Source organism: Saccharococcus sp. Marseille-Q5394, from assembly GCF_946901335.1.
GTDB lineage: Bacteria > Bacillota > Bacilli > Bacillales_A > Planococcaceae > Sporosarcina > Sporosarcina luteola_C.
Map to the genome: position 1 here is coordinate 1,264,212 of NZ_CAMPPQ010000001.1, position 25,626 is coordinate 1,289,837.

The 25,626-nt window shown below is 47.1% G+C and carries 23 protein-coding genes; all 23 read right to left on the reverse strand.

What is annotated here, in order from left to right; all coding sequences use genetic code 11:
* Positions 1-39: 39 nt before the first annotated feature.
* The gene (locus OC538_RS06330; RefSeq protein WP_251693947.1) at positions 40-1,329 is read right to left on the reverse strand and encodes a murein hydrolase activator EnvC family protein; all 1,290 of its coding nucleotides are present in this window, start codon (positions 1,327-1,329) and stop codon (positions 40-42) included.
* Positions 1,330-1,427: 98 nt separating this feature from the next.
* Positions 1,428-2,312 (reverse strand): permease-like cell division protein FtsX, encoded by an 885-nt coding sequence (gene ftsX / locus OC538_RS06335; protein ID WP_251693946.1) that lies wholly within the window; start codon positions 2,310-2,312, stop codon positions 1,428-1,430.
* A complete protein-coding gene (ftsE, locus tag OC538_RS06340; RefSeq protein ID WP_251693945.1) occupies positions 2,302-2,988 on the reverse strand; it encodes a cell division ATP-binding protein FtsE in 687 nt (228 codons plus the stop codon). Before ftsE ends, ftsX begins: the two co-directional genes overlap by 11 nt.
* 330 nt (positions 2,989-3,318) lie before the next feature.
* Positions 3,319-3,651, reverse strand: coding sequence for a cytochrome c551 (gene cccB, locus OC538_RS06345; RefSeq protein WP_251693944.1), 333 nt, complete (start codon positions 3,649-3,651; stop codon positions 3,319-3,321).
* Between the two features lie 416 nt (positions 3,652-4,067).
* A protein-coding gene (prfB, locus tag OC538_RS06350) for a peptide chain release factor 2 (RefSeq protein ID WP_262175171.1) occupies positions 4,068-5,169 on the reverse strand; the annotation gives its coding sequence in 2 pieces (ribosomal slippage) (positions 4,068-5,096 and positions 5,098-5,169; 1,101 coding nt in all).
* 296 nt (positions 5,170-5,465) lie between these two features.
* Positions 5,466-7,970, reverse strand: a complete 2,505-nt coding sequence (gene secA / locus OC538_RS06355) for a preprotein translocase subunit SecA (RefSeq protein WP_262173732.1) — start codon at positions 7,968-7,970, stop codon at positions 5,466-5,468.
* 148 nt (positions 7,971-8,118) lie between these two features.
* On the reverse strand, positions 8,119-8,682 hold the full coding sequence (gene hpf / locus OC538_RS06360; protein ID WP_251693942.1) for a ribosome hibernation-promoting factor, HPF/YfiA family: 564 nt from the start codon (positions 8,680-8,682) through the stop codon (positions 8,119-8,121).
* Positions 8,683-8,876: 194 nt separating this feature from the next.
* Positions 8,877-10,358, reverse strand: a complete 1,482-nt coding sequence (locus OC538_RS06365; RefSeq protein WP_262173733.1) for a methyl-accepting chemotaxis protein — start codon at positions 10,356-10,358, stop codon at positions 8,877-8,879.
* Between the two features lie 115 nt (positions 10,359-10,473).
* Complete coding sequence (locus OC538_RS06370; protein ID WP_262173734.1) at positions 10,474-11,940, reverse strand: methyl-accepting chemotaxis protein; 1,467 nt, start codon at positions 11,938-11,940, stop codon at positions 10,474-10,476.
* Between the two features lie 101 nt (positions 11,941-12,041).
* Positions 12,042-12,380 carry a hypothetical protein gene (locus OC538_RS06375; protein WP_262173735.1) on the reverse strand — a complete coding sequence of 113 codons (339 nt, stop codon included), beginning with the start codon at positions 12,378-12,380 and terminating at the stop codon, positions 12,042-12,044.
* Positions 12,381-12,391: 11 nt separating this feature from the next.
* Positions 12,392-12,793, reverse strand: a complete 402-nt coding sequence (gene fliS / locus OC538_RS06380; protein ID WP_262173736.1) for a flagellar export chaperone FliS — start codon at positions 12,791-12,793, stop codon at positions 12,392-12,394.
* Positions 12,794-12,927: 134 nt separating this feature from the next.
* Entirely contained in the window at positions 12,928-14,406 is a 1,479-nt protein-coding gene (gene fliD, locus OC538_RS06385) for a flagellar filament capping protein FliD (RefSeq protein ID WP_262173737.1), read from the reverse strand.
* Positions 14,407-14,421: 15 nt separating this feature from the next.
* Positions 14,422-14,793, reverse strand: coding sequence for a flagellar protein FlaG (flaG, locus tag OC538_RS06390; RefSeq protein WP_251693936.1), 372 nt, complete (start codon positions 14,791-14,793; stop codon positions 14,422-14,424).
* A gap of 138 nt (positions 14,794-14,931) precedes the next feature.
* Positions 14,932-16,611 carry a M20/M25/M40 family metallo-hydrolase gene (locus OC538_RS06395; RefSeq protein WP_262173738.1) on the reverse strand — a complete coding sequence of 560 codons (1,680 nt, stop codon included), beginning with the start codon at positions 16,609-16,611 and terminating at the stop codon, positions 14,932-14,934.
* Positions 16,612-16,740: 129 nt separating this feature from the next.
* The gene (locus tag OC538_RS06400) at positions 16,741-18,222 is read right to left on the reverse strand and encodes an AMP-binding protein (RefSeq protein ID WP_262173739.1); all 1,482 of its coding nucleotides are present in this window, start codon (positions 18,220-18,222) and stop codon (positions 16,741-16,743) included.
* Between the two features lie 18 nt (positions 18,223-18,240).
* Positions 18,241-18,981 carry a 3-oxoacyl-ACP reductase FabG gene (gene fabG, locus OC538_RS06405; protein ID WP_262173741.1) on the reverse strand — a complete coding sequence of 247 codons (741 nt, stop codon included), beginning with the start codon at positions 18,979-18,981 and terminating at the stop codon, positions 18,241-18,243.
* A gap of 12 nt (positions 18,982-18,993) precedes the next feature.
* Complete coding sequence (locus OC538_RS06410) at positions 18,994-19,893, reverse strand: alpha/beta fold hydrolase (protein WP_262173742.1); 900 nt, start codon at positions 19,891-19,893, stop codon at positions 18,994-18,996.
* Positions 19,844-20,920 (reverse strand): 3-oxoacyl-ACP synthase, encoded by a 1,077-nt coding sequence (locus OC538_RS06415; protein ID WP_262173743.1) that lies wholly within the window; start codon positions 20,918-20,920, stop codon positions 19,844-19,846. The genes OC538_RS06410 and OC538_RS06415 overlap by 50 nt, the downstream gene beginning before the upstream one ends.
* Complete coding sequence (locus tag OC538_RS06420; protein ID WP_262173744.1) at positions 20,917-21,909, reverse strand: branched-chain amino acid ABC transporter permease; 993 nt, start codon at positions 21,907-21,909, stop codon at positions 20,917-20,919. Before OC538_RS06420 ends, OC538_RS06415 begins: the two co-directional genes overlap by 4 nt.
* A gap of 4 nt (positions 21,910-21,913) precedes the next feature.
* Complete coding sequence (locus OC538_RS06425) at positions 21,914-22,774, reverse strand: branched-chain amino acid ABC transporter permease (protein ID WP_262173745.1); 861 nt, start codon at positions 22,772-22,774, stop codon at positions 21,914-21,916.
* Positions 22,775-22,787: 13 nt separating this feature from the next.
* Entirely contained in the window at positions 22,788-23,495 is a 708-nt protein-coding gene (locus OC538_RS06430) for an ABC transporter ATP-binding protein (protein ID WP_262173746.1), read from the reverse strand.
* Positions 23,473-24,246 carry an ABC transporter ATP-binding protein gene (locus OC538_RS06435; RefSeq protein WP_262173747.1) on the reverse strand — a complete coding sequence of 258 codons (774 nt, stop codon included), beginning with the start codon at positions 24,244-24,246 and terminating at the stop codon, positions 23,473-23,475. The genes OC538_RS06430 and OC538_RS06435 overlap by 23 nt, the downstream gene beginning before the upstream one ends.
* A 103-nt stretch (positions 24,247-24,349) precedes the next feature.
* Positions 24,350-25,606, reverse strand: coding sequence for a substrate-binding domain-containing protein (locus tag OC538_RS06440; protein ID WP_262173749.1), 1,257 nt, complete (start codon positions 25,604-25,606; stop codon positions 24,350-24,352).
* Positions 25,607-25,626: the final 20 nt, after the last annotated feature.

Here is a 25,626-nt window from a genome sequence, read left to right on the forward strand (position 1 = left end):
AACCGATTGACGATTGGGTGCAGTTCCTTAGAGACTTACTTAAAAAGATACATATCGCAATGGATTCACAGCGCTTGGACCGGAAGCAGTCCAGTTCCCGATGTGCATTTCGAAATGCAAGTGTGGACCCGTTGATGCTCCTGTATTCCCGATGGCTCCGATATATGAACCTTTGTCAACGACTTGTCCGGTGCTTACACTGATCTTCGATAGATGTGCATAGACCGTCGTGAAAATACCGCCGTCTGTTGAATGTGTAATCATAATGACATTCCCGAATCCGCCCATAGTTCCCGCATAGGAGACGACTCCGTCCCCAGCCGCCACGACCGGCGTTCCGATTGGTGCTGCAATGTCAGCACCACGGTGCTGACGCTTCGTGCCATAGATCGGGTGTATCCGCCAACCGAACGAAGAGGAATAAGTTCCATTCGCAGGTCTCGTCCAGAAACCATTTGAGACTTGCGGCAACGTGCCTGGTTTCTTTGCTTTTGCTGCCGCCTCTCTCGCTTTCCGTTTTCGTTCCGCTTCTTTACGGGCGATTTCCGCAATACGCTTCTGCTCGGCGACGATTTTCTTCTCCAACTGAGCATCCACTTCAATTGCTTCGTGGAATTCTTTCTCTAATTGTTTCTTTTCCCTTGAAAGCCTTTCCTGCTCCGCTTCCAATTGATCAATCACTCTATTTTTTTCATTTTTTCTAGCTTTTAAGTGCTCTTTCAGCTTTTCGAGTTTCGCCTTGTTTTCTCTCAGTTCTTTCAATTTCTTTTCAACAAGCGCCTTTTCAGCTTCGAGTTGCTCTATATCTTCCTGCTGTCTACGCATAATATCACGGTCTGCGTCCATCAGCGTTGTTACTGTGGAAAAACGGTCGATGAAATCAGCAAAACTGTTTGCCCCAAGCAGGACGTCTATGTAATTCACATCGTTGCCCTTCACTTGCATCGCTCGCACTCGTTCCCTAAGGACGACGTCTCGTTCAGCGATTTTGTTTTCAAGATCCTTGATAGATTCCTTCAATGCATCGATTTCTTCATTCGTTTTGTTGATCTTATCGATGACGCGGTTAATATTTGCATTGGCTTCTTCAATTTCTTTATTCAAGTCACTAATTTGCTTCAAAAACTTATCAATTTCGTTTTCAGTTTTCTTAATAGCATTATCTTTAGTTTCCATATTGGATTTCAGATTCTGCTTTTTCTGTTGGTTCTGCTTTTGTTCATTCTTCAAATCATTCAATGTGCTTGCCAAAGCCTCTGATTGACCTAGTACCGAGGTCATCAGGAAGACGATGACAAAACTTAATACAATCCATCTACGATTGTTCAACTTCTTATTTCCCCCTTTAAGCTACTGCTGCAGGTTGATTCGTTCACAATCAGGCTGTTGCCGGGGACTACAGCGTTCCCCTCTTTCGTGACAGCCTGTTAGACTCTAAGAAATTTGCGGACAGACATGAAACTGCCCCATACTCCGATAAACACGCCCATGAAAAGAAGCAGGCCATTCACCTGAAGAATAAAAGGTGTTGTATTCAATAATTGGAATAATTCGTTCTGCAATCTTGGCTGCCATTGTGTATACAGCTCGTAATACGAAACGGAAATGACGACCATCGGAATGATTGCTCCGAGTATGCCTAGCCAAACCCCTTCGAGTACGAACGGAATCCGTACGAAGCCATTCGTTGCACCTACTAGTTTCATAATCTCGATTTCTCGTCCTCTTGCAACAATTGTGAGACGAATCGTATTTGAAATTAAGAACATCGCAGTGAATAACAGTGCTAGAATAAGCACCAATCCAATGTTCCTGCTCATATTGAGAACATTGAACAATTTCTCGATTTTCCCTTCACCGTAAACGACTTCGTATGTGTAGTCGTATGAATCGATCTTTTGAGCGACTTCAGCTGTCTCGTGTGGATTCTTCGCTTTCACATAGAGCGCGTCCCCTAATGGGTTGCTCTGCTTGTACAAGTTCAATTCATCCCCGAAGGATTTAATCATTTTTTCAAGTTCTTCGTCCTTTGTCGCATGGACGACTTCGCTTACACCTGGTGTATTCCGGACTTGCTCTTCCAACGTTTTCACAGCCTCGGCATCTGCAGCCGGTTCCGTGATGACTTTTATTTCCACATCATTCTCTAGATTATCTGCTAATTGGTTCAAGTTCATCATGATGACGATGAACACCCCGACGAGCAGAAGTGTGACGGTAACCGCACTGACAGAAGCGAACGTCATCCAGCTGTTCCGGCCGAGGCTTTTCAGGCTTTCTCTGACATGGCGCCCCATCGTCCTAGCTTTCATAACCGTATACTCCTTCATATTCATCTCTCGTGATCATCCCGCCATCGACGACGATGACCCGATGTCTGATTGTATTTACGATCTCTTTATTATGCGTGGCCATGACAATTGTCGTACCGCGCGCATTTATCTGTTCAAAAATCTTCATGATTTCCCAAGACGTATCGGGATCCAAGTTACCTGTCGGCTCGTCCGCAATGACGACCTTCGGGACATTGACGATTGATCTGGCAATGGAAACCCGTTGCTGCTCGCCGCCCGATAACTCATTCGGGAACATCCTCGCCTTTTGAGTCAATCCGACCAGCGCCAATACATCATTCACTTTTTTTCGGATCTGCTTCGGTGATTCCTCAATCACTTCAAGCGCGAAAGCGACATTCTCGTAAACATTCAATTTAGGAAGTAGTTTAAAGTCTTGGAACACGACGCCAATCTGCCTTCTCAAATAAGGGACTCTCTTACTCCTTAGCGTCGCAAGATTAATGCCGTCAATGATAATGTCGCCTTTTGTCGGGGATTCTTCGCGATACATCATTTTAATGAATGTCGATTTCCCCGCTCCGCTCGGCCCAACGACATAAACAAACTCGCCTCGACCGATTTCGACGTTGATGCCATTCGCAGCAACGACACCGTTCGGGTATTTCTTATAAACATCTTTCATCACAATCATGTAAAAACCACCTGAATCGTATTGTCTTCGTCATTTTTTGCCGACAGATTTATTATAACATGTATAGGCTTGCTAAGTATTACAGATATGTTTCATTTGTCCTGAACGATTCAATAGTTATTTTGGGATGGCCGCAAATCGACATACTATGCGCCACGTTCCCTTTTTCACTATGAAACTGCTTGCATTTCATTTGATATAAACATTGGGATCGGTGTATGAAATGCGTTCCATTGTAATATCCATGCAATAGTCAAGGCTGTGTTTTCCATTTTAATCAACAAAAAAACGCAAGGCCCAAAATAGGAGCCTTTGCGTTTTTTACATTACTTATTTCTTTTCTGCAAGCCATTTAGTAACTGCATCCAATTCTTCTCCCTGGATCAAACCACCTGGCATGCCGTTCTGACCGTTTTGAATAATGTCGTGAATTTCCTCTTCGGAAAGCTCTGATCCGACGTTCGTCAATGCCGGAGCATTACCGCGTCCTTCAAGATTGCCTCCATGACAAGTCGCACAGTTGGCTTGGAAAACCTTGTCCTCATCTACCGCGGCTGTCTCACCGTTTCCATTGCCGTTGTCTTTTGCATTGTCTCCGCCGCCGCCACAAGCGCCAAGTACAAGCGCCGCGCCAAACATCATTGCTACAAGCTTGTTCTTCATGTAGTTTCCTCCTATCATTAGTTCTCTGCTACATCCCTTAGTATACCAAAGGACGAGGATTATACTCCGCAAGGGAAGGTGCCCATTTTTATCAAATTGATGACAAATTGGAAAGTTTTTCACCAAGCGGATCAATTCCATTTGCCTTTATCTTTTACTATAGACGTATAACGGAAATTCAAACCTTTTTACGGGATATGCGGATGTTCTTCTGGTGAGTCATTAGTCCCAAAATGACAATATAAGTTGGGAAATGATCGATATCTTGCGGGAAATGATCGATAAGTCGGCGCAAATGATCGATATCCGCTAGGAATTGATCGATAAACTTCGGGAAATGATCGATAACCCGGACACGACATTTGTATCCGGCTGAATCAAAAAAAGCGCACCGGAGTGCGCTTTTTCTGATTTCATTATGAAATTCTAGAACGTAAATAGGCGTTGATGAACATATCGATTTCCCCGTCCATGACGGCGCCGACGTTTCCTGATTCCTCGTTCGTACGGTGGTCTTTCACCATGGAATAAGGGTGGAACACGTATGAGCGGATCTGGCTTCCCCAGCCGATTTCTTTTTGCTCGCCACGGATTTCAAGGAGTCTTGCTTCTTCTTCCTCGAGTTTAATTTGGAGGATTTTCGCTTTCAATAAGTTGAGAGCACGTTCACGGTTTTTTATTTGCGACCGTTCAGTTTGGCATGTGACGATTGCACCTGTCGGAATATGCGTCATCCGGACTGCTGAATCAGTCGTGTTGACGTGCTGCCCGCCTGCTCCACTTGAACGGTATGTGTCGACTTTAACGTCTTCCATTTTCAAATCAATATCGACGTCCCCGTCAAATTCAGGCATGACTTCGATAGAAGAAAATGAGGTATGTCGTCTTCCTGATGAATCAAAAGGAGATATACGGACAAGTCGATGTACACCTTTTTCCGCCTTCAAATAACCATATGCGTTATGGCCTTTAATCGATAGTGTTACCGATTTGACGCCAGCCTCATCGCCCGCCTGGTAATCAAGCGTCTCGACTTTGAAGCCTTGGTGTTCAGCCCAACGAGTGTACATACGCAGCAGCATGGAAGCCCAGTCTTGAGATTCCGTTCCGCCTGCGCCTGAGTGGATTTCCAGGATAGCATTGCTTTTATCGTATTCATCACTCAACAGCATTTGTAAATCAAAGTCATCCATTTTTTTCTTGAACTCTTTTAATTCGGCAAAGAGCTCTTCCTGCAATTCTTCATCGGCTTCTTCGCGAAGCAATTCCAATGTCATTTCGAGGTTTTCCTGCGTGTCGTTGAGTTCGTTGAATTCACCGACTGTATCCTTCAATGCATTCGATTCGGAGATGACTTTTTGTGCGTTTTCCTGGTTATCCCAGAAGCCTGGCTCCAGCATCACTTCGTCTAGTTCCTGTATACGTGCCTCTTTGTTTTCTAAGTCAAAGAGACCCCCTGAAGTCCGCTAATTTCTTAGCTGTTTTGTCGAGCTCGTTGCGTACATCGGATAATTCCATCATAGTAGTTCCTCCTGAAAATAAAAAAATGGGTTTAGGTAACCTAACGGATATCCGCTGCAGGCGGACGCTTTCCGCGGGCGGTCCGTGAGCCTCCTCGTCGCAAGCGACTGCGGGGTCTCACCCGGACACGCTTTTCCCGCCGGAGTCGCCGCCTTCCGCTCCTATCCTAAGCGTTCGATAATACTTTACCATGGTAATTGTACTGTAGATAAAATGAAACTTCCATCAGCAAACGCGGAATCCCGCGTCTACTGATGGGAAGTCAAGTTGTTGCTTTGCCTGCCAGACAATTATTATTTGCCGTGGCAGTTTTTATATTTTTTGCCGCTTCCGCATGGACACGGATCGTTGCGGCCGATGTTGACCGAGCGGCGCACCGGCTTCTTCGTCACTTTTTCGCCGTCCTCTTTCGGGTTGACGGCCTGCCCTTTCGCCACTTCCTCACGCTCGAGGTTGTTGCGGATTTCAGCCTTCATGACATATTTCGCGGCATCATTTTCGATTGCCGTCACCATTTCCTCGAACATCGCAAAGCCTTCCGATTGATATGCACGGAGCGGATCTGTCTGGCCATATGCACGTAAATGAATACCGTGGCGCAATTGGTCCATCGCATCAATATGATCCGTCCATTTCGAATCGATCGCCCGCAGAAGGACGACCTTTTCAAACTCGCGCATCTTATCCTCGGACATTTCGGCTTCCTTCTCATTATATCGTTCAATGACCGCATCGTGAATCATTGATTTCAATTCTTCTTCGGTTTTTCCTTCCATATCCGCGACAGTCAAGCGGCCTTCAGGAAGAAGGTTTGCTCCAAGGAAATCTTCTAAACCTTTCAATTTCCACTCGGAATCTTTATCTTCAGGTGCATGCATCGCAATGACCCGGTCAATGACACTCTCCAGCATTCCTTCGAGAACTTCACGGATATTTTCGGACGCAAGCACTTCATTACGTTCCTTATAGATGATTTCACGCTGTTGACGGAGCACGTCGTCATATTGCAGCAAACGTTTCCGGGAATCAAAGTTATTCCCCTCGACCCGTTTCTGCGCAGATTCAACGGAACGAGACACCATTTTCGATTGGATAGGCGTCGTATCGTCCATGCCGAGCTTCGTCATCATGCCTTTCATCTGCTCGGAACCGAACCGGCGCATCAGCTCGTCCTCAAGTGACAGGTAGAACTGTGTCACACCCGGATCTCCTTGACGGCCTGAACGTCCGCGCAGCTGGTTGTCGATACGGCGTGACTCATGCCTCTCCGTACCGATGACCGCAAGTCCGCCGACATCTTGTACGCCTTCTCCAAGCTTGATGTCCGTACCACGTCCCGCCATGTTTGTCGCTATCGTCACCGCGCCTTTTTGCCCGGCTTCCAAAATGATTTCGGCTTCACGGCCATGGTTTTTCGCATTCAATACATTATGCGGTATACCATATTTCTTCAAGTAATTCGAGATGATTTCAGACGTTTCGATCGCCACCGTACCGACTAGCACTGGCTGCCCTTTCAGATGGCGTTCTTTAATGTCTTCGGCAACCGCTTTATATTTTCCATCCAACGATGCGTAGATCAGATCCGGACGGTCGTCCCGTGCAATCGGGCGATTCGTCGGGATGGCGATGACATTCATGTTGTATATATTACGGAACTCTTCCTCTTCCGTCTTCGCAGTACCTGTCATCCCGGACAGCTTGTCATACATCCGGAAGAAGTTCTGGAACGTGATCGTTGCAAGCGTCATCGTTTCGTTCTGGACTTCCAAGCCTTCCTTCGCCTCGATCGCCTGATGTAAGCCATCGCTGTAACGGCGGCCACTCATCAAACGGCCCGTGAATGAATCGACGATGACGACTTCGCCTTCTTGTACCACATAGTCGATGTCGATATGCATGCTCGCATGCGCCTTCAACGATTGGTTGATGGCATGGTTCAACGTGACATGCTTCAAATCGAATAAGTTCTCGATGCTGAACGCCTTCTCAGCTTTTTCAATACCCGCTTCTGTCAAAACGACACCTTTTGTTGATTCGTCGTACGAATAATCCTCTTCCTTCTTCAACGTAATGACGAAACGGTTCGCCAAACGGTAAAGCTCCGCAGATTTCGCCGCTTGCCCTGAAATGATCAATGGCGTACGCGCTTCATCGATCAAAATCGAGTCGACCTCGTCAATGACCGCATAATGAAGAGGACGCTGCACTTTATGCTCGTCGTACAACACCATATTGTCGCGCAAATAGTCAAACCCGAGCTCATTGTTCGTCGTATACGTGATGTCCGCGGCATACGCCTCTCGCTTTTCCTCTTTCGACAGGCTGTTCAAGTTCAAACCGACCGTCATTCCAAGGAACTCGAATAGCTCGCCCATCTCAGTCGCGTCACGGCTTGCTAGGTATTCGTTCACCGTCACGACATGGACGCCCTTGCCGTCAAGCGCGTTCAAATAAACCGAGAGCGTTGACGTCAACGTCTTCCCTTCACCGGTCTTCATCTCCGCGATATTCCCTTCGTTCAAGGCAGCCGCACCCATGATTTGCACACGGAACGGATACATGCCAAGCACGCGTCTTGAAGCTTCACGGACGACCGCGAACGCTTCCGGCTGAATGTCTTCAATCGACTCGCCGTTCGCAACCCGCTCCTGGAATTCAGCCGTTTTCGCTTTCAGTTGCTCATCGGAAAGCTGTTCCATTTCAGTTGCATGTTCTTCTACTCTATCTGCAATCTTTTCTAGACGTTTCAAATCTCTTTTATTCGGATCAAACATTTTATTCAATACGCCAAGCATTTAGGTCACATCCTCATTAAGTTCACCCTTCATTTTAACACTCTGAAAAGCGCCGTGCAAATAGTCTGGGTAATTTAGAACGTATTTTCTCGAAAATTGTTCCCCAATATAAAACCCCCGGATTTCTCCGGGGGCGGTGCATATACATTTAGTTGGTTTCAATCAAACCGTATCTTCCGTCTTTACGCTTATACACGATGTGTGTACCGTCGGAATCGGCGTCTGTGAAAATGAAGAAGCTGTGGCCAAGCATGTTCATTTGAAGGATGGCTTCTTCTTGGTCCATCGGTTTCAAATCGAATTGCTTTGTGCGGACGACTTCGAAATCAGATTCGTCGTTTGACTGCTCTTCATTGTTGCTTCTTTCCTTCTCAACGGATTGGAGGAAGGCTGCGACGCCTTCGCGTTCGCGGAATTTGCGGTTCACTCTTGTTTTATATTTCCTAATTTGACGCTCAAGCTTATCGACGATCAAATCGATTGCCGCGTACATATCGTCATGGCGTTCTTCCGCCCGAAGAGTCAAATTCTTCATCGGAATTGTAATTTCCACTTTTGTCTGTTTGTCGTTATACACTTTCAGGTTTACATGGGCTGTTGCATTTGCGCCCTCTGTGAAGTATCTTTCGAGTTTTAGTACTTTCTTCTCGACGTACTCACGAATTGCCGGAGTTACCTCAAGGTTTTCCCCTCGGATGTTAAAGTCTAGCATATGAACTCCTCCTTTAATTAACCGTTACTGTATACTTCTACATCTATATTCTAATCTCCTTCTTTTATTCGAAGGAAAATTAAAATCTTGTCGAAATGTGACGGATTCATCACGTTGGAGTTTCTCGGTTTTTCTGCCAGTTCAACTGGTTACTTATCTATTCCCTATATTCAGTATACCAAATCTGGGAACAATTATCGAACTTCAACCAAGTCTTTCGTCCGTCTCATTGTTCCGTCCAGCGTTCTGACGATTCGTTCGTTATCTGATACAGTCGCGTGTACGGTTGCATTCACCTCTTCAACGGAGGCGCTTGATTGCGCCAGCAGATCCGCGAATGCGACCGTCATTTCACCTATACCTGAAGTCTCATCCGCAATGACTTTCATTTTAGAATCAAACAGTTCAAACCTTCGATGGAGTCCATCCAACGTCTGGTGCATCAATTCGATTTTCTTCTCTGCCTGAACGGTCATCGCGCCTTGCGACTTCAATTTTCCGGTGCTTGCCGCCAAATTTTCCTGCGATTGGCCGTTCATCGTATTGACATCATTCAAGTTGCCATTGATTTCCGTAAGCGTCTCAGCAGTCATATTGGCAAGCTTCCGGATTTCTTCTGCAACGACTGCAAACCCTTTTCCGTGATCTCCAGCGCGTGCCGCCTCGATTGATGCATTCAATGCTAATAGATTCGTCTGCCCGGTGATTGTTTCAATAGATTTGGCAAGTGCATTGGTTTGTTCGATGTTTTGAGTGAGTGTCCCGAATGAACCATTCAATTCATTCAACAGCTGCTCTACCTCTTCCATACCGGTCCGCACCTCGCGCATCATGTCTACAATTTCATTGGACTCTCTGCGCAATTCCGAGGCTTCTACAACCATCGAATGCGTCTCGTTTTGCATTTCCAGCACATCGGTCTGGGTCCGTTCTGCAATTTGGGCAATACTGCCGATCTGCTCGGCTTCCTGCTCCACACCCTCGGCAAGAGTGTTCATAATGCCGAGTAATTCCTGCTGTGAAGCGAGATGCTGCTCTGCTGTCGTGCCGATTGTCATGAGATCTTCAGCAACTTGCTCAACGTTTTCATTCAAGCTCCGGTGCTTCCGTTCCTCTTCCAGTGCCAGCTCCGACTGCTCCGCCGTGAATTGATTCACACGCGCCTCCAGCTTCTTCGTCTGTCTAATTTGGATCAGCAACCCGACAGCCATGAGGATGAGCGGTAAGACCATACTCCCTTTACTTGACGAAATCTGTTCCTGATAAGGGTACTTCGTCAAGAACACAATCAGCACGAGCATCGACATGATGAAGCCGAAAGACATAATCCGCATCGAAACGTGTACGCTAGCGATTCCCGCAATGAAAAATGCGATACCTGCAGTCGCAATTGACGGATCCCCGACAACACCATTAAAAATTGCTGCAGCGCCAGTAATTCCGATGATGAACCAAGGGAATAACTTTTCAAAGAACATGAATTTTTTTGATAAAAGATAAAGGATAATCGACGTCGTCATCGGAATTGTCATGCTGATCGTCTTCAACGCATCCTGTCCGGTCAAGAAATAATAGATGGCACCGATCAGGCTAGACGCACCGAGTGTAATGAATAATATGAAGTTCTTCTTCGCAAATTGCTCCTGCATTAATTTATCCACATGTTCTGCTCCCATTTCCATTCCCCCTTACCCGTCCTGTTAATCTCTTGCCTATGTATTCAATGTATCACGAATAGTCAAATAGCTCCATATAAAATAATAGCCCGGAAGAACTCCGGGCACCTTATTTCTATTGCTTCAAACGGATCGCTTCTTCATGCGTCTTTTGAATGTACGAAGCCATCATGCGCTGTTCATCAACGGATTCAGTCAACGTAGCATTCAATTCTTCAATCGCCGCAGTGCTCTGTTGAACGATGGAAGCGAAATCCATCGTCCGGTGCTGTATCCGTTCGCTATTTTGCGAAATCGTTTGAAACTCATCTATGAATGTAATCAGATTGGCTTTCAACGCATCCATTGCATTGTAAAGGGAGTGGAAGGAATGCATCGACTCTTCCGCAACCGTCGACTGGACAGTCAATTGTCCAAGTCCCTCCTCCATTTTTGTGACTGCCAATTCGTTGTATTCATTCACGTCATGCAAGTTCTGGTTAATTTTATGGAGTGTTTGGTCCGTCATGCCCGCAAGCTTCCGGATTTCCTCGGCAACAACCGCAAATCCTTTGCCGAATTCCCCTGCACGGGCTGCCTCGATCGAAGCATTCAACGCCAATAAATTCGTCTGATTCGTAATTTCTTGAATGGACGTCGCAAATTCATTCGTCTCCGTAATCTTAGCTGATAATCCTCGGAAGGTTTCATTGAGATCCTTGAAAGAATCTGAGAATAAATCCATATTCGTTTTCAATTCGGACATGTTCGCAGAACCTGTTTCCGCCTGCTCACCAGCTTTTTCAGACTGGCTGACGATGTTTTCAAGACCAATTGATACGCTGCCGACCACATCATTCGTCCGCTCCGTCTCATCGGCGATGTCCGAAATATGATCAGCCTGATGCTGACTGCCAGCGCTCACTTCATTGACTGCCAAAAGCATTTCACGCTGAGAAGCTGCAGATGTTTCAGAACTGGTACGGAGCTGTGCAAGGTATTCCGTAATCGTCTCGACTGCTTGTTCCATATTATTTTTCAATCGCTCTTCTTCTTGAACTTTTGCTTGCGTTAACTCCATCAACTCTTCTACTTTTACAAACACCTTGCCATTCTGCCGGACAACTAAAAACAACACAATGCCAGCAAGGAAGAATAACAGCAACAGATTGTTACCACTTGCCAAAGCAAGTTCCGGTTCAACGAAATTCAAATGATTCAATAAGAGTGCAATGAAGCCAAGCAATAATCCGAACCCCATGATCAGCATTTTGCCATGGATTGCGGACAGAGCTAAAATGAGCACGATAATTCCGATGGACCCTAAATTCGCTTCTGAGAAATAAATGACACCGAGCGCTACCGAGAAATTCATTAAGAGCAATACATAAGGAACGAAAGGGGCAAGCCTGTCCCATTTCAAACTCGAAAAGTAAAAGAGAAGCGCCAGCGTAAACGGTACTGCGACCGATAGGATGATGGCTTGTGGTGATTGCTGAATGAGCTGCGCAATCAACCCTAGACCTCCCGCAATCCCAAATCCTATGATCATAATACGATTCTTTTGTAGCCAATCTTGTTTTAACAATTCATTCATATTCATCAAAAAACCCCCGAACTAGAGTTAATATATGTATCTACCTAGTGAATGAGCAGTCATTCACACTAACGCGGAAAACACCAACCAGGAGGTACCTGATTGGCTTATTGCTTTGTATCGTAGAACGTTCCATCCCGTGCCACCTTACCATACGGATTGACGTAGCTTTTGACATGTTCTTTCTTGGATTGGGCGGCGGTGATGTCCGAACGGATCAATTTCATATAAGAGGCGAGAGCTGAGGCTACTAGTTTTTCAAGTGCGACAAGCTCCTTGCCCAACTCTTCTTCTTCTGGTGTAAAAGGAGCAGCAATTTCTGTCTGCAAGGAGTCTCTTTCATCAAGCAGTCCGTTGATTTCATCGATGACAGTATCACGTTGCTCTTCATCGGTTCGGCTTGTCGCGGACAGAAGTTGCTGCGCCGTTTCCTGCCACCGGATCATAGCAGGCCGAATCATATTTCGTCCGTATTCGCGTACTGCTTCGTGCGATTAATTTGAATCACTTGTTTCCACGTATCGCGAAACTCCGTAATGATTCCGGCAGCTTCATCGTAGAGCGCGATGTCGTTTTTAATATTCCCTTCAATGAGGCGGTTGTTGACAAAGTCATAAAGAACCATCATATTTTCGGAAACCGGCACGGACATGTCCAATGTGACCATCAGCTCGGACACGATTGCCTGTGCTTTTTGCGTTGCTGTATTTTTCTCTTCAATATTGCCTTGTTCCATTGCCTTCTTCGCCTGTTGAATGAATTTCAAGCATCCGTTGTAGAGCATGAGCGTCAATTCGCCAGGCGTCGATGTATTCACAGTGTTGTTCTGATACGTTGCATATGGATTGTTAATTGCCATAGATTTGCATATCTCCTTTTTTTGGACAGCGTCGTTAATCATTGCTATTGAATTCCGCTACAGGCGGACGCTTTCCGCTTCAATCAACAGAAACCGAAAAATAACAGTGAAGAAATCATTCTTCTATCCTACTATTACATTCCGCCGCCAAATGCGTTCATTAAGCTAGCGGATTGAGCGTTCGAACGTTGAATTGCGCGTTCCATTGCGGTGAATTGTTTCCAAAGACGGTCTTCGGTCATGCGCAGACGCTCCTCGAAACGTTCAATCTGCTTATTCATATCGTTCAAGTTTTTACCCAGTGTAAATGTGTCATTCACATCGCCGACTTTACCTGCACGTTTGGCGATTGCTTTTTGTGTATCGTCAACGATCATACGCAGTTGGCGGGCAAAACCATGCTCACCGATCTTGGCATCCTTGCCTGCATCCTTCGAAAACATTTCGTGAACTTTACCTGGATCCTCAGAAATCGCTTTTTTCAACGTTTCTTCATTGATGATTAATTTCCCGTTATCCAAATAATTCGGGGATGTAGTAATTCCGATGTCCCTCAACGTTTGACCATCCAAAGCTCCCATTAATGCAGTCCGCATTTTGGAGAGCATGCTAGTAATCTCAGCATCGTTGCGCAATGTACCGCTTTTTGCCTTCTCTTCCCAAAGCTCGATCTCTTTCTCTTTCATTTCACTTTTCTGTTCAGTAGATAGCGGTTGGAAAGAGCGGTATTTCGGCTCGCGGATTTGTTTGTTTAGATCTTCGATGAGTTTGTTGTATTCGTCGACATATTTGACGACATTTTCGAAAACTTTTTCCGTGTCTGCAGTAGAACTAAATGAAATATCTTTTGAATTCGCTTCGTTCAAAGTGAATTCGAACCCGTTTAATTTGAAATTATTTGTTGAGCGGGTCATATCTAGTCCGTTTATAGAGAACTTGGCTTCTTGACCTTTAACGACTTCTACACCTTCCAATTTAAGAACACCAGCAAGATTTCCAGTCATTTCTATTTCTTTTGACCCAACAGGCAATGCACCACCATGCTTGGAAGTTACTGCAATCTGTCTAGTTTTCGGGTCAAAGAAAGCATTGACCCCACTATCCTTATTTATTCTATTTAGCACAGTTTGAAGCGTATCTGTTTTATTAAAAACCAATGGCTTTTTTAGTGGTTGAGGGACTCCATTTTCATCTAATGCCTGGATATTTATTTCTATCGGGACATCTCCGTTTAAACCTAAAGATTCCAATGTAGAACTACTTGTAACTCCTTCGGCAAGTGGTGTCGCACTTTTTGCAGTCGAAGACTTAGCCAGTTGCGTAACATTGATTGTTCCAGCAAAATCACTCGTTGAGCCTGCTCCTTTAATGGATACATCAGTTGACGAAACACTAACTGATTTCGCCTGAAAATTCGTCGACAAGATCATGTTGCTGAAAGTATTCTGGCTAAAATCAAACAATTGGCGGTTCACACCACGATAATCATCCAACTGCCACTCTAAATACTGCTTCTTTTGTGTAATCTTATCCATCGGGAGGCGGTGGGCTTTCATCATGTCTTTGATGATCTGTTCCGTATCCATCCCTGTTGCTAGTCCGCTAATTCGCATAAGTTAGGTACCTCCTCAAATTTTCCGGTCGATGAGCAATCCGACAAACTCCTTCATGGCTGCGTAGACATCCATCAGTTTTTTCGAAGGAATTTCTCGGACCACCTCGTCTGTTTTCGAGTCGACGATTGTCACGTAGTATTCCTTTAATTCGTCGTGCAGTTTAAATCGTAATTGCGTGTTCACGCTTTCCAGGAACTTATTCATACTATCGGTCATCTGCTGCGCTTTTTCAACGGGCAGTTGACGTTCTTCCCTTGTTTGTTCTTGGTTTTGTACTGAAACGGCCTGTACTTCCGCCACCACGACTCCCCTGTCGGGTGCTGCGCTTTCCACTTTTGCGCTCAATTGCTGCGTGCCGTTCGCTCCTCCAATGCGTCCAACCATATTCCCAGCCTCCCTGATATCGAAAATCCCATTGTTGCTTATATCGGCTGATACCTATGATAGTTGAGTGGATTCGGTAAAAATATCCGTATAATTGGAAATGAAAAATGGCGGCAACCCGTAGGCCGCTCGCCATTACTATAGCTCATTGGTCAATACATCCTGAATCACATGATTCGTCAAGTTCGGAACAATCTCCAATGAATATGTCATTTCCATCCGCTCAAGTTTTTTATGGCCGTCAATTCCGTATGGACCTATGTTGATGACTGGAATATTCAACTCGTGCACATCTTCATATGCGACATGTAGTTTTTTGCCCCATGATGGCGTATTTTCCACCATATATTCGATATCATCCATATCATCACTCATGGCAATGAAACTCATATCTGATATATGCGGGAAGAAGTTTTTTGCAACTATCGGATGTTCGTAATCCGGCTGTACCGCATTAATTGCATTATCCAGTGTCTGCAATAATCTTTGTTCATCTTCCGTATTCCCTGTCAGTGCAACGCGCGGTGAGTACAATGATGAATAAAAGATGATGATAGCTGGACTTTTATCCGGCATGAACTTCCAAGATTCTTCGACAACACGGGCAGCAAACATTCGAGTATCAAGCGTTTCATCTTGCATTAATTCCTCTTTGAAATCACCCATATGGTTTTCAAATTGTTCGCCATGCGCCTTTGTTAACATCTCTTGCATTTCATGATACGTAAACACTCTTGGCTTCCAAGGAATCGAACGAGTTGGCTGACCACTCATCCTGCAATAGGTACGATAACGTTCTTCAAATGACGTTAAGGCATTCGTGAAAGCGACGGTTGCTTGGTCTTTCAATAAATCAAGTACCTTTTCCGGAGACCAGGAGTGGACGAAGAAGTTAAAGTACACATACGCTGCTAGAGCGGTTTGTACAGTATAAGACGGTTTCAAATCTGTTTGCTTCAATGAAACCGGTGGAATTGTTGTTTCACCTAAAGCCGTATCACTCAGATCTGGATTATAGTTGATCTGCCTCGTTAATTCAGCAGCGATGAAATTCGGGTCCAGGCCATCAAAAGCTGATCCGACATGGGTTTCTTCACCTGTAATGAAAAAGGAAGGCAATAATTTGCCGACCGTGCCTTTATATACATAACGAGTTTCATCACCTTCATATGCCGGGGCGACAAAATCGCTATTAATGGCTGCTACATACTCAAATGCGTACTCCTTTTTCCACTTCTTCAATGTTTTTAGTGCAGACAATATACCGTGAGAACTATCCTCTTCATCACATTCAGCGATAAAAACGAGGTTGCCTTCGAGCAGCTCAGGATGTTCTGCATAATAGGTCAACAAATACATATTGCTCGCAAGACCGCTTTTCATGTCAAGAACTCCCCGGCCGAAAAGCCAATCGCCTGACTCCAACTGCATTTGTGCTTGTTCCGGTATGTTTTCGTTTTGTAGGTAGTCCATCCATTCGTCAGGTGAAAAAGCCAAATCTCGCTGTTTGCCGAAATCATCAACTCCGACCGTATCGAGATGCCCCATTAAAACGACTGTGCGATTGCTTTCTCCCTTTGTTCCTTTCACGAACGCCAGGACGTTATATCGTTCTCTATCGTCTTTGGTCGTTTGTTCCATGACGAGTTGGGAACGGTTTTCCGAAAAATACGGATGCGCATCCAAATACTCATAAATGAATTTAGCAATGTCCTGTTCTCCATCCGTATTCACAATACTTTCAATGCCTACAAGCTTCTTTGTAAGCGACAAAACTTCATCGCGACAATGAAGCTTTTTCCCATCCGTCTTAATCATCCAACATTCCCCCGGTCCGTGACTTCACTATATTTTTAAATAATATATAAGTTTAAGATGGTTGTTATGTTCCATGGTAACAAATAAAATAGGTGTCTCCAAGCCACAGACCGGCTTACGAGACACCTATTAGTTCATTAACATTTTGCACAGGCTTCCACTGTCGATCTTCCCGACATGGGTTTTTGGCAGCTCCGGCAGGACGATGATTTTTTTCGGAACTTTGTAAGACGCCAATGAAGCTTTGCAATGCATAATCAGTGTTTCCTGATCAAATCTATTTTCTTCATCAATTGATACAAAAGCGACGACCGTTTCTCCCCACACTGCATCCGCCAACCCAACGACCGCCGCTTCTCGGATTCCATTATACGTGATAAGACATTGTTCAACTTCTTGTGGATAAACATTTTCTCCGCCCGTAATGATCATATCTTTTTTTCTTCCAACGATAAATGCGTCCCCGTCGTCGTCGATTTTAGCGAGATCACCCGTCCGAAGCCATCCGTCCCTCATGACTTCCTCTGTTTCACGCGGTTTATTCCAATATCCGGAAAACAGATGCGGACCTCTTAACAATAATTCACCGATTACCCCATTCACACATCGCTTCCCTTTTTCGTCCAGCACTTGGATTTCATTAAACAGCATGCTTTTCCCGACTGATCCGATCTTGCGCACTGCATCTTCCGGGCGTATGAAAAAATTATTCGGTCCCGCCTCCGTCAACCCGTATCCTTCCTTGAACCGCAAACCTTTCCGGTGGAATGATTGATAGATCGTCTTCGGACAAGGCGCACCGCCTGATAAGAATACATTCATCGACGGGAAGGATGATTGATGGAAATAGGGTGTCTGGATCATCATCTGGTACATCGTCGGAACAAATAAAGAAATCGTCGCTTCATATTGATCCGTTGCCAATAATGCTTCTTCCGGCTTGAATTGATGTCCAATGACGACAGTCCCGCCCGCCATGAGCAATGGGATGCATAATGCATTCAAGCCGCCCGTATGGAAAAGCGGCATATAATTGATCGTCTTGTCGCGATCCGACAATCCCCAGCTTGTAATCGTGTTAAGCGCATTCCAATTGACCGCTTCATAGGAAAGCATGACACCTTTCGGCAAACCGGTCGTACCGCCGGTGTAGATGATCATCCACGTATCGGAACGGTTGCCTTTTTCGGCCGGATGCCAATTTTCCGGGGTTAGCACCGTCCCGATGACTGACAGTGAACCCGTGTTTCTCACTTTCAATCCATCGATTCGATCTCCAAAATCATCATGGAATAAAAGCAATGCAGGCAAGCAATCGTCTAGCAGCGACTGCAGTTCCAATTGGCTCAGCCGCCAATTAAGCGGGACGTAAATTAACCCTTGCAACTCGCACGCGAACAGGACGGCGAATAACTCCGGACTGTTCGGCGAATAAACGGCGATACGATCTCCTCGCTCATAGCCTTGTGCCTGGAAAAAGGAGGCCCAGCGAATGATTCGATTTCTCAAATCCGCGTACGTCCAGCACGTTTCCGAATGGACGTCGATCAACGCAGGCCGTTCCGCGGAGAGTGCGGCCCTTTTCATTATCCAGCCATGCTCATGGAACACGCGGAACCCCTCCTTCCCTTACATCATGATGCCGCCGTCAACATGCAAAACATGGCCGTGGATGTAATCCGATTCTGAGCTTGCCAAAAATAGATACGCGTTCGCAATATCTTCCGGTTTCCCGAGTCGTTGCAATGAAACGACCGACGCCATCTGCTTGATGACGTTTTCCGGCATCTTCGCAACCATCGCTGTCGCCGTGAATCCTGGCGCCACCGCGTTGACATTAATCCCTTTCCGTCCAAGTTCCTTTGCCCACGTCTTTGTCATTCCGACGATTGCCGCTTTTGTCGCTGCGTAATTCGTCTGCCCGAAATTCCCATAGACGCCGCTGACGGAGGACGTATTGATGATCTTCCCGCCGCCCGTTTCGATCATGTGCGGTGCAACTGCTTGCGTACAGTTGAAGACGCCAGTCAAGTTGACGTCAAGTACACGTTGGAAATCCGCAGGATCCATTTTCAAGAGCGTCGCGTCTTTCGTGATGCCCGCGTTATTGATGAGCACATCGATTTTCCCATGCTGTTCAAGCGTCTGTTCCACTAATCGGTTGACGCTTTCACGATTGACGACATCGACTTGCATGAATGTGACGTCATGCCCTTTTTCCTTCAGCATTACCTCATGCTCTCTGCCTGCCGTCTCATCGAAATCCGCCATCATGACGGATGCTCCCTCTTCCGCAAACCGCTCACATGCAGCGAGGCCGATTCCATTCGCTCCTCCAGTGATGATTGCCACTTTTCCCGATAGTCTCATGTTGTCATCCCCTTACTTCAGAAATGTTTCGATTGTTTTTGTCAGTTGTTCCAAGCTATCGACCAGTGGTGAATGCCCCGTATCTTCGAGTGAAATGAACATCGCATTGTCTCCGAGGTCTTCCATGATTTCATCCTGCATCTGTGCTGTCACCACATAGTCGCGGTCGCCATGCAAGACGAGCACTGGAATGTCGATATCTTTCGCCTGGTTAGTCCCTTCGTGGACGCCATTATGATGTGGACTAATATTGAACGTGTTCAAAGAATGGTAGACGTCCGCTAAATTCCGCTGCGTGAGCATATCGTCCACATATTCATCGTATTTCGCTGCGTCAGGCTGGTTATGCGTGTAGATCAAAGCGTTCCATACCGCCTTCAGTCCATCCCGGTTTTGATTATCATACAGTCCTTGCATCGCAAGCGTCTTGCCGGCATCCTGCTCGACATCTTCAATCGTTTGGAGCCGATGTTCGAGATCAGGACTGCCATCCTCCTTCGTCCCGAAAAACGGATACCCGCGTGTCGATGCGGATGCGAGCAGCAGAAGCTTTTCGCATTTACCCGGATGATCCGCTACATATTGCATGCAGACCGCGCCGCCCGTCGACCAACCGACTAAGTGGAATTTTTCAAGTTCTAATGTCTCAATAAAACCCGCCAGGTCCTCCGAAAAGTCACGGATGCCCGTCACTCTATCGTTGTACGTAGATTCCCCGAATCCCCGCAGATCCGGCGCATAAATCTTATACTTCGAATCTAGCTCGTCGATCAGAACGTCCCAATGCTTCGACGATGTCATATTCCCGTGGACGAGGACGACGACCTGCTCGCCGCCATCCCGCTCCCGGTAGGCAATCTGCTCACCGTTCGCCAAGGTCACTTTCTTCAGTCCTACTTTTTGAAACGCCATTTTCCTTCTCCCCCTCACTGTTTCCCCATTTCACCGTGATTGCCCCCCACGCGTACCCGATTCCTGCGCTGACGAGAACGGCGATATCTCCATCATTCAACTTATTTTCCGCTAGCGCAAGCTCTAATGACAAAATCTGGTCCATTTGCCCGATATGCCCGTATTCATGCAAATAAACCGATTGCTCTTCATTCAGCCCAAGCTCCCGCAGGACATACTCATGCGCGGATTTCTTCATATGCAAGATTGCTAAGTATTCGATGTCCTTTTCCGTAAATCCGCTTTTCTGCAACGAACTGCGGATGACCTTTAGGAAGTTTTCCATCGATTTCTGTTCGAGCCGCGCTTTCATGCCAATCGGATCGAGCACGTCAAGGCGATATAGCCCTTCTTCAAGATCACTTGCCGTCAACGGCCTTTTCGTCCCGCCGACCGGAACGACGACATCCTCGGAAAACGATCCGTCTGTAATGAGCTCCGCCTCGAGTACGATATTTTCCGTGTGGTCGCGCCGCAGAATCATCGCAGCCCCGCCTGCAGCCAAGTTGAACATGAATCGGGTCCTTTCATTGCCATAATCGATAAAATCACCGTTCCGATAACCGCCAGCGAGAAGGACTGTCCGGATGTCCGGGTCCGCCAACATAAGGCTTTTCGCCACTTTCATTGCCATGATTGTTGTACCGCAACGGAGCGCTACATCAAAGGCCCAAGCGTGATAAGCGCCAAGCTCCTCCTGCATCTTGATGGCGGCGGTCCATAACGGATATTCCTTATGCTCTTCACCGATATAGATGATGACGTCGATTTCCTTCGGGTCGACTTGCCCTTTCCGGAGCGCCTCGCGAGCCGCCCAGACGCCCATCGCGACGGTGTGATCATGCTCCCCAGGAATCGGTTTTTCCGTAATCCCCATCTTCGTTTTCACAACGTCCGCGGGCAATCCGGACCGTTCAGCGATTTCTGCAGCAGACATTTTTGTCGATGGGATATACGTGCCTGTACTGACAATCCCGACAATCGTCATGAGACCTCCCCCTTCCCGACAGGACGCGTTTTCGTTTTCCGTTTCCAAAGTTTTTCACGAACCGTTCCAACGATGCCGCGCGGGAAGAAGATTACCGCCAGAATATAGACGATGCCGAAGAAAATGATCCATCGTTCGAAAATCGGATAATCTTTCGCCAGTCCGGATAAATAATGCTGCGTCAATTCGATGACACCTGCACCGACAATCGGGCCGATCAACGTTCCGACGCCGCCGATGATCGTCATAAGCAAGGCGTCGAGCGTAATATCCATCGTCAGAACACTTGTATTGACGAACCGCAAGGATACCGCGTACAGCGAGCCCGCCAAGCTAGCGATGACGCCCGCGACGACGGATGCGATGACTTTGTAATGTAAAGTATTGAATCCGAGTGATCTTGTACGCTGTTCATTTTCCCTCACCGCGACAAGGACGCGTCCGAACGGGGAATTGACGAAACGTCGCAACAGCAAGTAGACGAGCACAAGGCAGATGAGCGTTACGAAATAAAACATCATCCGGTCCTTGAAAAACTCGGGTGCCTTGAACGTAAAGCCGTCATTTCCGTGCGTCACCGTGCGCCACTTTTCCGCAAGCACTAGAAACAGCCCTGAAACGGCCAAAGTGAGCATTGCGAAGAAATGACTTTTCAGCCGCAACGTCAACAGGCCGATGAAAAAACTGATCAATGCCGCGAGCAGCATTCCGCAAACGATCGACAGAATGAAGACGCCGATTGTCGGCTCCATCCGCTTCAGCATAACGGCTGTCGTATACGCCCCCATCCCGAAGAACATCGCATGCCCGAACGACACGATGCCCGTATAGCCGAGCAAAATATCATAGCTCATCGCCAAAATCGAAAAGATGAAAATCTGTGTCAATAAAATCGTCCATGTCCTTGAATCCGAAACAAACGGGAAAACGGCGAGCACAACAACAATGATTGCGAGAAACAGGTTGTTCCAGTGAAATTTGTTTTTCATGCCGTCACCCCTTTGCCGTAAAAAGCCCTTGCGGACGGAAAATTAATACGATAGCCATGAGCATCATATTGACCGCAAGTGATAGAGCAGGAACGTAGTACGCCATATAGCTTCCCGCGAGGCCGACTAGAATAGCGGCGAACAACGATCCCGGAAAGCTGCCCATTCCGCCGATGACAACGACGATGAACGCCAAAATCGCAAACTCAAAGCCCATTTCCGCATAGATAACTCCGGAATATGGCGCCATCAATACACCGCTCAACGCCGCAAGTGCAGAGCCCGCCATGAAAACATACAGGAAAACGCGTTTAATATTGATGCCGAGCGCTTGCACCATGTCTTTATCCATGACTCCCGCCCTGACGATCAAGCCGATTTTCGTCTTCTGAAGCATGTATTGGAAAACGCCGAATACCGCGAAGCCTACAATGATGATGAATAGCCGGTATTTAATGATAAGGACATCCCCGAATTCCCAGCTTCCCGCCAAGTACGACGGTACTTTCGCAGCCATTTGATTCGGACCCCAAACGACTTTCAACAGCTCCGTCAGGACAAGCATGAAGCCGAGCGTAATGAGGATCTGTTGTACGTGATTGCCGTAAACCGGCGTGATGATCAGCTTTTCGGTAATGTAACCGAGAATGATTCCCGTAATGATGGCGCCAAGAATACCGATAAGGAAGCTTCCTGACAATGTATAGAACCAGACGCCCGAGTAAGCGCCCCACGCGAACAGTCCGCCATGCGCGAAATTCAGCACGCTCATCAGACCGAAAATGAGCGTCAATCCGGAAGCAAGAAGGAAGATGAGCATGCCCGTCGCCAAACCGTTCACCGTCAAATTGATGAGTAATTCCATCGTGCAGCCCCCTTCATCCGATTCCTAAGTATTTTCGTTTCACTTCTTCATTGTGGATCAGATCCTTCATCTCACCCGCATGAACCGTCTCCCCGTCATCGATGAGCGTATAACGGTCTCCGATCCGGCTCGCCATCATGAAATTCTGTTCGACAAGTACAATCGTCGTACTTTTTTTCATCTCCGTAATCGCTTCCATCACCTTCTCGATGACGATCGGCGCGAGTCCCTTCGACGGCTCATCGATGAGGAGCAGCTTGCTGTCATTGACGAACGCCCGGGCCATCGCAAGCATCTGCTTCTGACCGCCAGAAAGATGCCCGCCGTCCTTCTTCCAGAACGTCTTTAAATCCGGGAACAGCTCCAGCACATAATCCTGTCGGGCAAACGCAGCTTCGTCTTCCTTCCGCATGGCAACTTTCATATTCTCCTCGACGGTCAAATCGCCGAAGATGCCCTGGTCTTCCGGGACATAGCCGATGCCACCGTTCGCAATCGTATATGTCGGCTTTTTCGTGATGTCCTGTCCATTGAAAAGGACTGCGCCTTTCGAAGCCGGGGTCAAGCCCATAATCGTCTTCAACGTCGTCGTCTTCCCCGCCCCGTTGCGCCCGAGCAGCACGCTCACTTCCCCTTCACGCGCTTCGAAGAATACCCCTTGAAGGATATGGTACTGGCCGATATGCGTATGGATGTCCTCAACTTTCAGCAAGGTTTTCATCGTAAAGTCCTCCCAAATACGCATTTTGTACGGTTTCATTGTCCATGATTTCCTGCGGACTTCCATCCGCCAGCAGCTTGCCGTTGAAGAGCACCATGATGGAATCCGACAGGTCCAAAATCATATCCATCTTGTGTTCGATCAACAAAATCGTTTTCTCACCGGTCTGTTTGATCTTCCGGATGACGTCCAAAATCGCTGGCACTTCCTCGAGGGACATGCCTGCCGTCGGTTCATCGAGCAGCAGCACTTCCGTATCGAGCGCTAGCAGCATCGCGATTTCGAGCTTCCGCTTCTCGCCATGGGATAATTGGCTAGCGATGGCAAGTTCCTTTCCATCGAGCAGTACGAGGGCGATCAGTTTCTCCGCCTCTTCGATGAGCTGTTTATAATGAAGGAAGTGGCGGACCATTTGATATCGGATCTTCTCCTTTGATTGGACAGCCAGCCGGACATTCTCCAGCACGGTCAAATTCGGAAACACATTCGTAATTTGGAATGAACGGCCGAGCCCCTTCCGCGTCCGGGCTACAGCCGATAAGGAAGCCATCGATTCCCCCTTGAAATAGACGTCCCCTTCCGTGGGCTTCAGTTCGCCGCTGAGTAAGTTGAAAAATGTCGTTTTACCCGCCCCGTTCGGCCCGATGATCGATTTCAAGTGCCGTGGCGGCATTTCAAAATTCACATGCGATACGGCCGTATGCCCACCGAATCGGATGGTCAGGTTTTCTGTTCGTATGATCGGTTCCAATCGTTCTCCTCCTTCCCCGTCCTTCTCGATCGGATAGAGATTTCCATCCGATTGAGAAGGACAGCGATACCACTGTCCTACTGTATTTTATTGCCGTCGGTGATCAGTTTTTGATCGGCGGCTCGGTTTCATCAGCCGAAAGCTCTCTGATAAGAACTGGAACCGGATACGGGACGCCATCCTGTTTTTCGAGTTTGATGGAATAAAGCGTCTGCAATGCTTGGTGATCTTCTGAACGGAAAGTCATCGTTCCTTTCGGTGTTTCGAAAGACATTCCTTCCATGACTTTGATCAGTTCGTTGCCATCCGCATTGCCATTCGACTTCGTTAATGCTTCGACGATTGCGATTGCTGCGGACATGCCGCCCGGTGTGAATAAATCCGGAACTTCGCCGTTATAGCGAGCCTTATGTTCCTTCACTAGCCAATCATTCACTTCGTTATTAGGAAGCGTGTGATAGTAGACGGAGAACCCTTCCATGCCGACAAGCGGCTCCATAATGGAAAGTGCCGGGATATCCGGTGCACCTGTAGAGATCTTGATGCCTTTCTCCTGCATCTTCAAATCTGCGATCTGGTTCCAAGGCGAGTTCGCTCCAGCCCAGACGACAAACATATAATCCGGTTTCGCTTCAATGATCTTCTGCAAATTGGATGTAAAATCCGTTGCTGCAGGATCCGCGAATTCTTCGATGATGACTTCAGCACCTAGATCTTCAGCCGCCTTCTTGAACGCCGCTACACCATCCCAGCCGAATGAATAATCCGGTGCGAATGTCGCGATTTTCACACCAGGACCTGCGATGGCAGCCGCCCCCGCGACAGCATCTTGAGATGAGTTACGCCCCGTCCGGAAAATGAATGGATTGAATTCGGAACCAGTGATACTATCCGCAACCGCCGGCTCGACGATCATGATTTTCTCGTACTCTTCCGCTAAAGGAAGGACTGCGAGCGTGTCACCTGAACTGGAGGAACCGACGAGGAAATCAACTTCGTCCTCTTCAAGAAGCTTCGTCGCTTTTTGGACAGCGACTTCCGGCTTCGTTTCCGTGTCTTCATAAACGACTTCGATTTTCTTTCCTGCGACTTCCATCGTGCCGCCCGTCGAATATTCAAGACCGAGCTCGAAACCTTGCTTTGTCTGTTTACCGTATGACTCAAGCGCACCGGTTAATGAGGCGAGGACGCCGATTTTGATCGTGCCTTGCTCTTCAGTTTTGTTATCTCCAGACACCGGTGTCGTTTTCGATGGTGTTTCTTTTTCCGTTGACGCTTCCCCTTCTTCCGATTTGCTGCAAGCCGCACTGATGACAAGCACCATTGCAAACAATAAGACCAACCACAATTTCTTCTTCATACTGCAACTCCTCTCTCCAC